16 protein-coding genes are annotated in these 13,225 nt (G+C 67.9%); 5 read left to right on the top strand and 11 right to left on the bottom strand.

What is annotated here, in order from left to right; genetic code table 11:
- Positions 1-80 precede the first annotated feature (80 nt).
- Positions 81-590, bottom strand: coding sequence for a DoxX family protein (locus ACEL92_RS06715; RefSeq protein ID WP_374024848.1), 510 nt, complete (start codon positions 588-590; stop codon positions 81-83).
- Between the two features lie 141 nt (positions 591-731).
- Between ACEL92_RS06715 and ACEL92_RS06710 the strand changes: the two genes are divergently transcribed.
- Together ACEL92_RS06710 and ACEL92_RS06705 are read left to right on the top strand one after the other, a co-directional pair.
- Entirely contained in the window at positions 732-2,363 is a 1,632-nt protein-coding gene (locus ACEL92_RS06710; protein WP_374026106.1) for a pyruvate, phosphate dikinase, read from the top strand.
- Positions 2,360-2,974 (top strand): MarR family transcriptional regulator, encoded by a 615-nt coding sequence (locus ACEL92_RS06705; protein ID WP_374024847.1) that lies wholly within the window; start codon positions 2,360-2,362, stop codon positions 2,972-2,974. The genes ACEL92_RS06710 and ACEL92_RS06705 overlap by 4 nt, the downstream gene beginning before the upstream one ends.
- Here ACEL92_RS06705 and ACEL92_RS06700 read toward each other — a convergent pair whose 3' ends face one another.
- From ACEL92_RS06700 to ACEL92_RS06690, 3 genes are all read right to left on the bottom strand, one after another.
- The gene (locus tag ACEL92_RS06700) at positions 2,975-4,216 is read right to left on the bottom strand and encodes a WS/DGAT domain-containing protein (protein WP_374024846.1); all 1,242 of its coding nucleotides are present in this window, start codon (positions 4,214-4,216) and stop codon (positions 2,975-2,977) included.
- Positions 4,217-5,122 (bottom strand): alpha/beta fold hydrolase, encoded by a 906-nt coding sequence (locus ACEL92_RS06695; RefSeq protein ID WP_374024845.1) that lies wholly within the window; start codon positions 5,120-5,122, stop codon positions 4,217-4,219.
- 111 nt (positions 5,123-5,233) lie between these two features.
- Positions 5,234-5,707, bottom strand: coding sequence for a VOC family protein (locus ACEL92_RS06690; RefSeq protein WP_374024844.1), 474 nt, complete (start codon positions 5,705-5,707; stop codon positions 5,234-5,236).
- 121 nt (positions 5,708-5,828) lie between these two features.
- Here ACEL92_RS06690 and ACEL92_RS06685 point away from each other — a divergent pair, with 121 nt between their 5' ends.
- Positions 5,829-6,692, top strand: a complete 864-nt coding sequence (locus ACEL92_RS06685; protein WP_374024843.1) for an alpha/beta fold hydrolase — start codon at positions 5,829-5,831, stop codon at positions 6,690-6,692.
- Here ACEL92_RS06685 and gnd read toward each other — a convergent pair.
- Together gnd and ACEL92_RS06675 are read right to left on the bottom strand one after the other, a co-directional pair.
- Entirely contained in the window at positions 6,689-7,711 is a 1,023-nt protein-coding gene (gnd, locus tag ACEL92_RS06680) for a phosphogluconate dehydrogenase (NAD(+)-dependent, decarboxylating) (protein WP_374024842.1), read from the bottom strand. The genes ACEL92_RS06685 and gnd overlap by 4 nt on opposite strands.
- 15 nt (positions 7,712-7,726) lie before the next feature.
- Positions 7,727-9,133 (bottom strand): glucose-6-phosphate dehydrogenase, encoded by a 1,407-nt coding sequence (locus tag ACEL92_RS06675; protein ID WP_374024841.1) that lies wholly within the window; start codon positions 9,131-9,133, stop codon positions 7,727-7,729.
- Between the two features lie 121 nt (positions 9,134-9,254).
- On the opposite strand from ACEL92_RS06675, the gene ACEL92_RS06670 reads away from it, so the two are divergent.
- Complete coding sequence (locus ACEL92_RS06670) at positions 9,255-10,079, top strand: adenylate/guanylate cyclase domain-containing protein (RefSeq protein WP_374024840.1); 825 nt, start codon at positions 9,255-9,257, stop codon at positions 10,077-10,079.
- Here ACEL92_RS06670 and ACEL92_RS06665 read toward each other — a convergent pair.
- The gene (locus ACEL92_RS06665; protein ID WP_163681016.1) at positions 10,031-10,240 is read right to left on the bottom strand and encodes a hypothetical protein; all 210 of its coding nucleotides are present in this window, start codon (positions 10,238-10,240) and stop codon (positions 10,031-10,033) included. The genes ACEL92_RS06670 and ACEL92_RS06665 overlap by 49 nt on opposite strands.
- Before the next feature lie 70 nt (positions 10,241-10,310).
- Here ACEL92_RS06665 and ACEL92_RS06660 point away from each other — a divergent pair, with 70 nt between their 5' ends.
- Positions 10,311-11,003 carry a guanylate cyclase gene (locus ACEL92_RS06660; protein ID WP_374026105.1) on the top strand — a complete coding sequence of 231 codons (693 nt, stop codon included), beginning with the start codon at positions 10,311-10,313 and terminating at the stop codon, positions 11,001-11,003.
- Here the strand turns inward: ACEL92_RS06660 and ACEL92_RS06655 are convergent, their stop codons facing one another.
- The 4 genes from ACEL92_RS06655 to ACEL92_RS06640 all read right to left on the bottom strand — a co-directional run bounded on the left by ACEL92_RS06655 (position 11,004) and on the right by ACEL92_RS06640 (position 13,205).
- On the bottom strand, positions 11,004-11,327 hold the full coding sequence (locus ACEL92_RS06655) for a putative quinol monooxygenase (protein ID WP_374024839.1): 324 nt from the start codon (positions 11,325-11,327) through the stop codon (positions 11,004-11,006). It abuts the gene before it with no gap.
- Between the two features lie 299 nt (positions 11,328-11,626).
- Complete coding sequence (locus ACEL92_RS06650) at positions 11,627-12,187, bottom strand: peptidoglycan endopeptidase (RefSeq protein ID WP_374024838.1); 561 nt, start codon at positions 12,185-12,187, stop codon at positions 11,627-11,629.
- A 139-nt stretch (positions 12,188-12,326) separates the two neighbouring features.
- Positions 12,327-12,686, bottom strand: coding sequence for a hypothetical protein (locus ACEL92_RS06645; RefSeq protein ID WP_374024837.1), 360 nt, complete (start codon positions 12,684-12,686; stop codon positions 12,327-12,329).
- Between the two features lie 120 nt (positions 12,687-12,806).
- Entirely contained in the window at positions 12,807-13,205 is a 399-nt protein-coding gene (locus ACEL92_RS06640) for a VOC family protein (RefSeq protein ID WP_374024836.1), read from the bottom strand.
- Between the last annotated feature and the right edge of the window lie 20 nt (positions 13,206-13,225).

The raw sequence follows: 13,225 nt of genomic DNA, 5'->3' as shown, positions 1-13,225 counted from the left end.
GGCCCGTCCGAATCACTTGCGTCAATTCCCTGGCGGCGCGGGTCAGTTTCGAACATGCGTCCGACGAGGAGGATCCCTAGCTAACCAGCCTGCTTAGCGGGCGGCCGGTAGAAGATCACCAACTGGCCGATCGCGCCGGCGAGGCCGAGAACCAACGAGATCAACAGGCCGCGCCAGCCGTCCATCCAGTTGTGGCCGAAGACGACGTAGTCGAGGCTGAGCTTGCCGGCGCCCAGGGTGGCCACGGCGATCGCGCTGACGGCCAGGACCAAGTTGTATTCCCAGCCCTCCTTGACGATGAAAAACCCGTTGGCCCGGTGCACCGTCCAGGCTGCTACCAGCATCAACGACACGAAGCCCGCCGCCGGGATCGGTGTCAGCAGACCGGCGGCCAGGCCCAGCCCGGCCGCCATCTCGGTCGTGGCGGCCACGGTGGCGTGGAACTTGCCCGGCTTCATGCCGATGCTCTCGAACCACCGCGCGGTACCCGGGATGCGCCCGCCGCCGAAAAACTTGTTGTAGCCATGCGCGGCCAACGTCACGCCCAGTACCAGCCGCAGGATGAGTAACCCGACGTCGTAGGGAGTCATACCTGCAAACTTAGATCATGGGGGCGGGCCGGATAACATGACCGCCGATCAGCTAACTCCGTCGGCCCATGTGGGAACATTGCGGGCGTTCCGACGTTGGCCTTTCGACAGCTGATCACAAGGGGGTGCACCACGGCTCGTATCGCACGCGGTGCCCGCCGTCACACGTCAGGGGCCGCTTCTGACGGGCAATCCGTGGTGTTACTGGACGGCACAGCGAGTCACCCGCGGGAGCTGTTGGGCAACAAGGGCCACGGCATCGAGGCGATGCGCCGCCACGGTCTGCCGGTGCCGCCCGCGTTTTGTATCACCACAGAGGTGGGCCTGCGGTACCTCGCCGATCCCCGGGCGGCGATGGACGCCATTTGGGACGACGTGCTCGACCGGATGGGTTGGCTGGAAGCGCAGACCTCGCGCGCGTTCGGGCGGGGCCCGCATCCACTGCTGGTCAGCGTGCGCTCCGGGGCAACCCAGTCGATGCCGGGCATGATGGACACGATCCTTGACCTCGGCATGAACGATGAAGCCGAGCAGGCGCTGGCCGCCACGGCCCCGGCATTCGCCCGCGATACCCGCCGGCGGTTCGACCGGATGTATCGGCGCATCGTGGGCACAGCCGAGCACGAGGCGGTGCCCCCCGACCCCTACGTCCAGCTGCGCGCGGGCATCGAGGCCGTGTTCGCCTCGTGGAACTCACCCCGCGCGGTCGCCTACCGCGCCCATTCCGGCGTCGACGAGCAGAGCGGCACGGCGGTCGTCGTGCAAGCGATGGTGTTCGGCAACCGCGGTCCCGATTCCGGTGCGGGCGTGCTGATTTCACGCAACCCGATTACCGGGGACAACGAGCCGTTGGGCGAATGGCTGCCCGGGGGCCAGGGCGATGACGTGGTGTCCGGATCGGTCGACGTCGAACCCATCAGCGCCCTTCGCGACGAGCAGCCGGCTGTCTACGACGAGTTGATGGACGCCGCACGAAGATTGGAGCGGCTCGAGTCCGACGTCCAAGAGATCGAGTTCACCGTCGAGGACGGCAAGCTGTGGCTGCTGCAAACTCGGGGCGCGGAGCGGTCGGCGCAGGCCGCCGTGCGCCTGGCGCTGCAGCTGCGGCACGAGGGGCTGATCGACGACGCCGAGACGCTGCGGCGCGTGACGCCGGCGCACGTGCAGACCCTGCTGATGCCCGCGCTGCAGCCGGGAACGCGCTTGGCGGCGAAGGTTTTGGCCACAGGGTTGCCGGCCTGTCCGGGCGTGGCGTCGGGCAAGGCCTACACCGACGTCGACGAGGCGCTCGATGCCGCCGAACGGGGCGAGTCGGTGATCCTGGTGCGCGACCACACCAGGCCCGAAGACGTTTCGGGCATGCTTGCCGCGCAAGGCATCGTCACCGAGGTCGGCGGCGCGGCCAGCCACGCGGCGGTGGTCAGCCGGGAACTCGGGCGTGTGGCCGTGGTGGGTTGCGGCCCCGGAGTGGCCGCCTCGTTGGCCGGTAAACTGATCACCGTCGACGGCGCGAAAGGCGAAGTCCGCGAAGGCAACCTGAGCCTATCCGCATGGTCGGAGAACGACACGCCCGAATTGCGCGAGCTCGCCGACATCGCCCGCCGGATCAGCCCGCTGCGCGCCCACACCGGTGGCGGCCACTTGCGGCTGGAGGACAACACCGAGGCCGCGGTGGCCGCGGCGCTGAAGAACGGGCATACCGACGTCGTCTCGGCCACCCCGCTGATCGTCATGCTGACCGCCCTGCGCCTGGCCGACGGGACGGACCGATGAGCGAATTGGCGGTGCTGCAAGCGGTTCGGCTGAAGGGGCGGGTGCGTCCCGCCGACCTGGCCGCCACCTTGAACTCCGACCTTGCCGACGTCACGACGACCGTCGAACGGCTGACCGCGGCGGGATTGCTCGCCGACGGTGCGACGGTGCGAATCACGCCCGGCGGGCGTGACCGGCTTGCGGCGCTGCTCGACGAGGAGCGCAGGGGCGTCGACCGGGCCGCGATCGCGGCGGCCTATGACGACTTTCGTTCCGTCAACGCCGATTTCAAAGCCGTGGTGACCGATTGGCAGCTCAAGGGCGGCCCCAGCGGCACTCCCAACGCCCACGACGACCCGGAATACGACGCCGCGGTGCTGGCCCGCCTCGACGATGTGCACGCCCGCGTGCAGCCGATCATCACGGCGGCCGCGGCGCAGCTGCCCCGGCTGAACGCCTACTCGACGAAACTTGCTGCGGCGCTGGGCAAAGTGCGGGGCGGGGACACCGCATGGCTGACCAGGCCGCTCATCGACTCCTACCACACCGTGTGGTTCGAGCTGCATGAGGAGCTGATCGCCGCGGTCGGCCTGACGCGTGAGGAAGCGGCCCGCTCCGGCGACGCGCAGTAGCTACAGCGCCGCGTCGAGCAACTCCAGATACGCGTCGATGTCGGGAACGGCCGTCTCGGCGGCGTGCACGCTGATCGCGATGGTGTCGCCGATGCCGTGCACGCCGTGCGTCAGCCCCATCGCCGGCGACAGCGCCGGGTAGCCGGCCGTCAGCACCACCGGGGCACCGCCGAAGGTCAGATCGGCCGCCCCGCGGTTGACGCTGGACACGACGGTGTTGCCGGACACCTGTGTGGGACGAATGTCGGGGTCGAATTGGCTTATGCCCCAGCGCAATAGGGGCGCGGGAACCGCGGCGAAAGCCCGGTCGGCGTAGCGCGTCGCCTGGTGCGCGAAGCGGCGCCGGCCGTCGGCAAGCTCCGTCGCGATCCGCTCGTCGCGGGCCTCGAGCCCCAGCCCCGGGTGCAGGCCCACGACGACATTCCCGAAGTGATTGTGCGCGTACGCCACACCGGGTTTGGCCATCGGAACTTCGGCGCCCAGCGTATCGGCTGCATCGCCCACCAGGTGGGACAGCGCCGTGGAGATCGCCGACAGCGCGCCCACGGTGACGGTGGGACCACGCAAGTCCGTGCGGTGTCGCACCAGCGTGCGCACCGAACGGACCGCGCCGGGGCGCGCGTTCGTCGCCAGCAGGGGCCGCGGACCGGGCCGGGGGGCCAGTAGCCCGGCGCGGGTCTCGGCCACCAGCCGGCGGTGGGCCCGCGCCGCCCGCGCGGCTCGCCAGGGCAGGAACCCCGCACGCAGGCGCTGCACCGCAGGCACCGGATCGGGCCTGCCGAACAGCCAGGCCGCCATGGCCGCTGCTCGCGCGCCGTCGGCCAGCGCATGCGGAACCTGCAATACCGCCACGGAGCCCGCCCCGATCGCGCCAGGGACGCCCCGCACGGGGGTGAAGACGTGCAGCCGCCAGGGCGTCCGGCGCACGTCAAGTTGGTCACCGGCGAGGGCGACGACGGCCGCCAGGCAGCCGGCCCATGTCTGGTCGTCGAGGTCGTGGCGGACCACCCACTCGGGCGTGACGGCCGCCGGCACCCACTGCGGGTAGGTCAGCGGACTGCCCTCGCGGACGCGCAGCGTCAGCGCCGGCTCGGCGCCGGCCCTCCTGCGGACCTGTTCGACGGCGGCCGGGTAGTCCGCGGGCTCGCCGTCGAACGCGTACAGCAAGAACTCGTCGCTGGGAATCTTGGCCGACATCCAGTAGAACTGCGCATCGACGGCGGCCATCCGCTGCGCGGCCATTCAGCCGGGCGAGCCGATGAACCCGAGCACCAGGTCGGCGACCTTGTCAGGCTGTTCGAGCTGCAGGAAGTGCCCCGCATGTTCGACAATGGCCACCTCGCTGCCCGGCGGCAACGCCTTCTCCGCCCAGCGGGCGAAAGCCGGTGTCATACAGCCGTCGTCGCGGCCATGCAGGTACAGGCACGGCCACACGGGCTCTTCGGTCCACAGCTCGTTGAGCTTGGCATACCGCGCGGGCGGCCGGGTGTTGCGGATCGTGGCGCGGTAGGGTCCCAGCGCCGCGCGCCAGCTCTCCGGGGTCCCGATCGCCGCGTCGACGTGGCGCAGATCCTCGTCGGCCCGATATCCCGGCGACCAGCGACGCCACAGCAGCGGCAGCACCCACGACTCGGAACGCTCTGGCAGCCAAGGCAATTGGAAGTACATGATGTACCAGCTGCGCAACAGCTGGCGCGCCAGGTGTGCCACCAGCCGGGCGCGCTCGCCGGCGCCGGCCCGGCGACGAAAGGCCGCCGACGGCGGCACGGACATGATCACCGCCTTGGTGAAGGGGCTGTCGGGCATGGCGGCCAGGCCGGTGGTGGCGATCGCGCCCCAGTCGTGGCCGATCACCACGTCACCGTCGGTGCCCCCCGCCACCGAACGAACCCGCAGGGCGTCGTCGATCATCGCGCCGACGTGATAGCTGCCGTCGGCCGGGATCGAGGACGGCGCGTACCCGCGCATGAAGGGGGCCACCACCCGCCAGCCCGCCTCCACGAGCCGGGGCGCGATCTTGCGAAATCCGTATGGCGTGTCGGGGAAGCCGTGCAGGCACAACGCAAGGGGGGCGTCGCCGGGCCCCCAGGTGAGTGCCTTCAGGTTCCCGGCAGGGCTCGGCACGTCGATCCAGCCCGGTTCACCCATGTTCACTCCCTGCTCGGCGCGTCCGCACGGACCAACCTAACGCGTGTGGGTCCACGACGCACCGACCGCATGCCGGAAGCGGTCAAAACGCAGCTGGGACAGGGAGTTTCGCTATGCCTGCGCGGCTGCGCGATCCAATTCGGCGATAACGATCTTGCGCATGCCATACATCGCTTGCGTGGCCGCCGCCGCGCGCGCCCGGTCGCAACCACCGATCAACTCGTACAGCCGGTCCGGGACGATCTGCCAGCTCAAGCCGAAGCGGTCTTTGCACCAGCCGCATTGCGATTCCTCGCCGCCATCGGTCAGCCGCTCCCAGTAGTAGTCGACTTCCTCCTGATCCTTGCAGTGAATGGTGAAGGACACCGCCTCGGTGAACCGGAAGTGCGGGCCGCCGTTGATTCCGATGAACCGGGTGCCGTCCAGCACGAAGCTGCCGGACAGGACGGTGCCCGGTTCGCCGGGCCCGGCCTCGGTGGTCCGGTTGAAGCCCTCGATGTGGGAGTTCGGGAAAACCGAGGTGTAGAACTTGGCTGCCTCCTCCAAGTCGTGGTCGAACCACAACGACGGGGTGATCGATGGCATGGGCGGCGGCCTCCTTGTTGGCTCTTGGGTGTCGTCCTGGTAGACCCCGGCCAGGACAAAAACTCATCGCGTCGTCGCCCCGGCGAACGGTGCATATACGCGCTATGTAACGTCAGGTCGCATGAGCACCGTCACCAGTACACCCGAGACGGTCGAGTTTTCCGGAGCCGGCGGGATCAGGCTGGTTGCCGACGAATGGAATCGCGGGACCGACGGCGCGCGCCGGCCCAGCGTCCTGATGCTGCACGGTGGCGGCCAGAACCGGCATTCGTGGAAAAACACCGGTCAAAGACTGGCCGACGAGGGCCTGCACGTGGTGGCGCTCGACAGCCGCGGACACGGTGACAGCGATCGCGCGCCCAACGCCGACTACGACGTCGAGACCCTGACCGCCGACGTCCTGCAGGTGATCGAGGCGATCGGCCGGCCGGTGATGATCATCGGGGCGAGCATGGGCGGGCTGACCGGCATCCTCGCCGCCCATCGCGCCGGGCCGGCGAAGGTGACGCGGCTGGTCCTCGTCGACGTGGTGCCGCGATTCGAGAAGGGCGGCAGCGCCCGCATCCGCGATTTCATGATCAGCGGCCTGGACGGTTTCGACTCGCTGGAGGAGGCCGCCGACGCCGTCGCCGCCTACCTGCCGTATCGGGACAAGCCGCGCAGCCCCGAGGGGTTGAAGAAGAACCTGCGCCTGCGCGACGGCCGTTGGTATTGGCATTGGGATCCGGCGTTCATGACCAAGCCCGGCGACGATCCCGAGTTACGCACGGAGAACTTCGAGCAGGCCGCGAAGCACCTGTCGATCCCGGTTTTGCTGATCCGCGGGAAGCTGTCCGACGTCGTGAGCCCCGAGGGCGTTCGGCACTTCCTGGCCACGGTGCCCCGCGCGGAGTTCGTCGAGCTGTCCAACGCCGGACACACCGCGGCCGGCGACGACAACGACGCGTTCAGCGACGCCGTGGTGAAGTTCGTCAAGCGCCACTAGTTGGCCGGCTTCTCGGCGTGCCCGCCGAATTGCTTGCGCATCGCCGACAACGCCTTGTTCGCGAAGTCATCGAGCGACCGCGAGGCGAACCGGGACTGCAGCGCCGTCGTCAGCACCGGCGAAGGCACCCCTTCGTCGATCGCCGCGATGGCGGTCCACCGCCCCTCCCCGGAGTCGGACACCCGCCCGGAGAACTCCTTGAGATCGGGCGAATCGTGCAGCGCGATCGCGGTCAGGTCCAGCAGCCAGGAGCCGATGACGCTGCCCCGGCGCCACACCTCGGCGACCTCGGGGATGTCGAAGTCGTATTGGTAGAACTCGGGATTCGACAGCGGCGCCGTTTCGGCGTCACCCTCCTGCACGTGCTTGCCGATGTCGGCGTTGCGCAGGATGTTCAGCCCCTCGGCGAGCGAGGCCATCATGCCGTACTCGATGCCGTTGTGCACCATCTTGACGAAGTGGCCGGCGCCGGACGGTCCGCAGTGCAGGTAACCCTTCTCCGATCGGGCGACCTCGCCGTCCCGGCCCGGCGTGCGCGGCGCCGCCTCCACCCCGGGAGCGACGCTGGCGAAGATGGGTTCGGCGTGCAGAAAGGCCTCGTCGTCACCGCCGATCATCAGGCAATAGCCGCGTTCCCGGCCCCACACGCCACCGCTGGTGCCACAGTCGAGGAGATGAATTCCCTTCTCGGACAGAATTTTTGCGTGGCTGATGTCGTCGCGATAGTACGAGTTGCCGCCGTCGATGACGATGTCGCCGGACTCCAGCGTCTTGGCCAACTCCTCGATGACGCCCGTCGTGATGGTCCCGGCCGGCACCATCACCCAGACCACCCGCGGTGCGGTCAACTTCTCGGCGAGCTCCTGCAGCGACGACACACCGGTGGTCCGCTCCTCCCCCGCCATCGCCTTGACCGCGTCGGGGTTGTGGTCGTAGACCACGCATTCGTGTCCGTCCTTGGCGACGCGCCGGACGATGTTGGCGCCCATCCGGCCGAGTCCGATCATCCCGAGCTGCATCTCTTCCCGTTCTCCTTACTGTGACGACGTGCGCTTGGGCAGCCACGGCTCTTGCCAGCTGCTATGACCGTGGAGCAGTGACTGCGCCGCCTCCGGCCCCCACGAGCACTGGTCGTAGGGGTGGATGCGGCTCGGCTTGTCCAGCACGGGCTGCACGATCCGCCACGTCTCCTCGATGGCGTCTTCCCGGGCGAACAGCTGCCGGTCCCCGGTGAGCGCGGCGTACAGCAGCCGTTCGTAGGGCCGCACGGCTTCCCCGAGATCCTCGGCGAACGACGAGTCCATATGGACGTCGTGCCATCCATCGCCGACCTGGGCGGACAATTGCAACCGCATCCCGGGGTCGGGATCGATGCGCAACACGATCTGGTTGGGCTCGGGTGGCCGGCGGTTCGGCAGAAACGAGAATCCCGGAACGTGGTGCAGGAACATCCGCACCTCGGTCACCTTCTCCGGCAGCGCCTTTCCCGCGCGCAGGAAGATCGGCACACCGGCCCAGCGCCAATTGTCGATCTCGGTCCGCAGCGCGATGTAGGTCTCGGTTTGCGAATCCTTCGCCACCCCGTCGACGTCGGTGTAGCCGCGGTACTGGCCGCGCACGCACCGCTGCGGATCCAGGGCCGGCATCGCCCGGAACACCTCGGCTTTCTTGTCGTTCAGGTCGTCCGCGCTGGGACCGACCGGGGGTTCCATCGCGACCAGCGCGAGTACCTGCAGCAGATGGTTTTGCACGACGTCGCGCAGGGTGCCCACCGCGTCGTAGAACTTGCCACGGTCCTCGATGCCGAAGTCCTCGGCCATGGTGATGTGGATTTCGGAGACGCTGTCGCGGTCCCACAGCTTGGCCAGGGCGTTGTTGGCGAACCGCAGGTATTGCAGCTCCTCGACGGGTTGCTTGCCCAGGAAGTGGTCCACCCGCAGGATCTGGTCCTCGTCGAGCACCGCGCGCAGCCGGGCGTTGAGGTCGCGCGCCGAGGCCAGGTCGTGGCCGAACGGCTTCTCCACGGCGACACGGCTGCATTCCAGCAGGTCCGCTTTGGCGAGGTTTTCGACGATCGGCGCGAACAGGGACGGCGGCATTTCCAGGTAGTACAGCGGCCGGCAGTCCTTCCCGATCTCCTTCGCGAGCCGGCCGTACAGCTCTTCGTCGGTGACGTCGCCGTGCAGGTAGGACAGCCGGCCGGCGAGCCGGTCGAAGACTGCGTCGTCGAACTCCTCGCCGGAGCCCTGGACGGCCTCGCGGGCGCGCTCGATCAGCTTCTCGAGCGGCATGTCGTCACTGGCCACGCCGACGATCGGGATGTCGAGCAACTTGCGGGCCTCGAGTCGGTATAAGGCGCGGTAGGTCATCTTGCGCGCCAGATCGCCGGTGATGCCGAAGATCACCAGCTTGTTGGAAGAGTTGTCCCCGCCGTCAGCCAAGCCCGCACCTCCGAAGTCGTTGGCTCTTTAGACTCACTACCCGCGGCGGTCGGACCTAACACTAGACACCGCACACAGGCCCGACAACCGCAAGCCGTCGGCGCCTTGGCAGGATGCTTGCGTGGGTGATGCGCTGCATATCACGGTGTACGTCTTGGCCGGTATCGCCGTGATCGAAGCGGTCGCGCTCGCCGTGCTTTCGCGGTTGCTGGTGCGCAGCCGCAAGGAGATCGACGAATTGCGGCACCGGACCGACACCCGCAGCTGGCTCCTGTCGGGCGGGCGGGAGGCCCTCAAGACCGTGTGGAACACCGCCAACGTGGTCCGCAAAGAAGGCTTCGGCGCCGCCGTGCGCGGTTCGATCGAGGATCTCGCCGACTGGGCGGAAGTGGAACGACCCGACCTGGCCAAGGTCACCCCGGACGGCCGGGTGGTGATCCTGTTCTCCGACATCGAGGAATCGACCGCGCTCAACGAGCGGATCGGTGACCGCGCCTGGGTCAAACTCATTGGCGCACATGACAAGCTGGTGTCGGACCTGGTGCAGCGACGGTCCGGTCACGTGGTGAAGAGCCAGGGCGACGGCTTCATGATCGCCTTTTCCCGCGCCGACCAGGCGGTGCGGTGCGGCATCGACCTGCAGCACGCGCTGCGCAAGGACGCAAAACGCAAGCGGCACGAGGAGATTCGCGTTCGAATCGGTATTCACATGGGCCGGTCGGTGCGCCGCGGTGATGATCTGTTCGGCCGCAACGTCGCGATGGCGGCGCGGGTGGCGGCCCAGGCCGCGGGCGGCGAGATCTTGGTGAGTCAGCCTGTGCGGGACGCCCTTTCCGAGTGCGACGACATCCACTTCGACAAGGGCCGCGAGGTAGAACTGAAGGGCTTCTCGGGGACTTATTCGTTGTTCGCCGTGGAGGCGCCGGCCGATCCCGACCTGGACTGAAAGCCCTCCCCGTCGTACTCGGCCAGCCGCTGATGCAGCCGCGACCGGACCTCGTCCGCGGTGTAGGCGCGTCGTTTGCGTTGGTCGCGAGCCACCAGCGCGCCGCCGGCGACGACACCGGCGACGCCGGCCAGCCCAACCCACTTCCACACTCTGCGCATGAATACCAGCGTATGCGGGCTGTGATTAACTTGTGTGCTCTTGCAACCGGACACAGGCATCGACACGCTCATGACGCTGACCCTCGATCAAGCCCTGATTGAGACTCGCACCGGAGATCTTTGGTTGTTTCGCGGCCGCTCCGGGCCCGACCGCGCCATTCAGACGCTGACGAACGCACCGGTGAACCACGTCGGTATGACGGTGGCCATCGACGACCTGCCGCCGTTGATCTGGCACGCCGAGTTGGGCGACAAGCTCGTCGACCTGTGGACGGGCACCAACCACCGGGGCGTGCAGCTCAACGATCTGCGTCAGGCCATCCTGCAGTGGACGCAGCGGTACCAGCAGCGGTGCTGGCTGCGCCAGCTGACGCCCAACCCCACCCGCGAGCAGGAGAACAAGCTGCTGCGGGTGATCGCGCGGATGGACGGAACCGCGTTTCCCACCACCGCGCGGCTCACCGGTCGCTGGTTCCGCGGCCGGCTCCCGACCATCAACGACTGGGTACGGGGAATCCCGTTGGTGGACAGCAAGGTTCGCGAGCAGACCCGGCGTCGCCGGGAGGAACGCAAGATGAGCCTCTCCACCGCCTATTGCGCGGAGGCGGTGGCGATCACCTACGAGGAAATGGGTTTGCTCAACACGGACAAGGACGCGAACTGGTTCGACCCCGGCAAGTTTTGGAGCGGTGACACGCTTCCGCTGGCGACGGGCTACCAACTGGGCGGCGAAATCACCGTGACCGTAGCCGAAGTCGGTTAGCTAGCCGACCGACATCTCGCCCAGTTCCGACCATCCCGTGGCGTCGATGGTCTGGTTGATGATCTTCGGGGTGGACGTGAGGGCCTGCGGCAGCTCCTGCATCGCCCGCTTGAAGTGATCGCTGTTGACGTGCAGCGCCCCCGCCTCGTCGTCACGGAAAGCCTCCACCAAGACGTACTCCGCCGGGTTGTCCAGGCTGCGCGACCACTCGAACCACAGGTTGCCGTCCTCGGCGCGGGTTGCCGCGGTGAACGCGGCGACCAGATCCGTCCAGCGGTCCGTCCACTCGGGCTTGGTCTCGAACTTGACGACGATGAAGATCATGGCCGGTTTCCGCCTCGCTCGCTGGGAGAAGCTGCGCCCGCTCGACACGGGCGCAGCGCCAGCATATCGATCGTCCGCCACAGGCGGGTCAGCAAAGTGTGCCCCGGACGTCTGGATCGACGCCCGAGGCACACTTCGCTTCGTTTCCACACAATTCGCGGGCAGCTCCGACCGGCGCTTCAAGTGGGCTAGGTCACAAATCCGACGACTTCTGAGCTATTTCACTTTGTCGGAGCCCCGAGCCATATACCGCGGAAATAACCTGTGCGCCGAATCGAATCCCTCGCGAATTCAATTCGTTAAGGATTCGCAATTCCGGGATCGCCGGGCGGCAATTCCGGCGCTGGCGGGGGCGGTGCCGGGGCCGCCGCGTCGACCAACACGGGCGGCGCCTCCGGCGGCGGCGGCGGCGCGTCGGGCGGCGGGGGCGGCGCGTCGGGCGGCGGGGGCGGCGCGTCCGGCGGAGGAGGAAGGGCGCCGTCGCCATCGGGCGGCATCGGCAGGAACATGTGGTGGGTGAACCCGGCCTGATAGGCGCCCGCACCACCAATGTGCACGCCACCGCGTTCGCCGCTGGCGACCGGGGTCCCATCCGGCAGCGTCGCGGCCGTGTGACCGCCATTCCATCCGATCACTAGCGCGTTGGGGGCGGTCCCGTACTGGAAACCCCGTGCCAACAACGCCGCTTCTTCGTTTCCGGTGTCGAACCGGTTGCCGAAGACTGGCCTGTCGGATGCTGCGTTGGCAACCCACGAAACGAGTCCTGAGCAATCCGTTCCAGCGGGAGAATCTCCACCCGGAATATAAGGCGTCCCGGAAACCTGATTAATCAATGACATCAATGTTGCAAGTACTACCATGGCCGGGGACGGTAGCAATGGCAACTATTGTTCACCAAAATTTGTGGCCTACATCATTCGCAACGCGGACAATGGCGTCCGCCGCACTTCTAGCAAACGTGGCGCCGCGCCGGGTCCGGCCAGCAGCAAACGCGCGGACTCAGGTGTAGTCGGGTCCGCGTTCGGTTTGCGCCATCTCCCGGTCGATGCTGGCCTGCTCTCGCCGGGCCGTCGCCTCCTTACGCATCGCCTGTTCGTCCAGGCGCTCGAGCCGGCCACGCTCACGCTGTTCGGCCGTGCCCTCGCGTTCGTCCGCGCGCCGCTCCCGCTCGTCCGCTTGACGCTCGCGATCGTCCGCGACGCGGTCTCGCTGGTCGGCGAGCCGGTCCCGTCTACCCGCCAGCCACTCACGCCTTTTGACTTCGGCCTCGCGCTCTTCGAGCCTCTCCTCGCGCTTATCGAGCGCGTCGGCCTCGCGGTCGAATTCTGAGGGTGTTTCGGGGCTGTCCTCAACGGCCACGAGCTAAACCATAACGCCGCGAGGGCACCGCGCGCACGGGTGCGCGAGGCGCATCGGCCGAAGCCTTGTCACCTCACCGGGTGAGTCGCCACGTCGTCATCCAACGCGGTCGCGTGCCAATCACAATCCGAACTTGACGCGGGCCTCCTCGGTCACCGGGGTGAACAGGTTGACGAGGTTCCCGTCCGGATCCCGCAGGAGCAGCGCGCGGTTTCCCCACGGCATGGTGGTCGGCTCGGTCACGACCTCCCCCACGTGTTCGCGCAGCCGCTCGTACTGCGCGTCGACGTCGTCGACCAGGAATTCCACGATCGCGCTGCGGTTGGCAGCGGGTTCGGCGGATCCGGCCGCAAACAGCGGCACCGTCTTGTCGCTGCCGATCGCAAGCGTGCCCACCGGCGTGGCGATCTCGGCGAAAAGCTCGTTGCCCCATACCGCGGGAACCTGGGTGACGATCTCGTAGAAATCGACGAGCCGTCTGACATCGGCGGTGATGATGCGGGTGGAAACGAATTTCATTGGGCCCTCCTGGCTGCGGT

It is taken from the genome of Mycobacterium hainanense, from assembly GCF_041890355.1.
Lineage (GTDB): Bacteria > Actinomycetota > Actinomycetes > Mycobacteriales > Mycobacteriaceae > Mycobacterium > Mycobacterium hainanense.
This window is presented reverse-complemented; position numbering and strand designations above follow the sequence as displayed.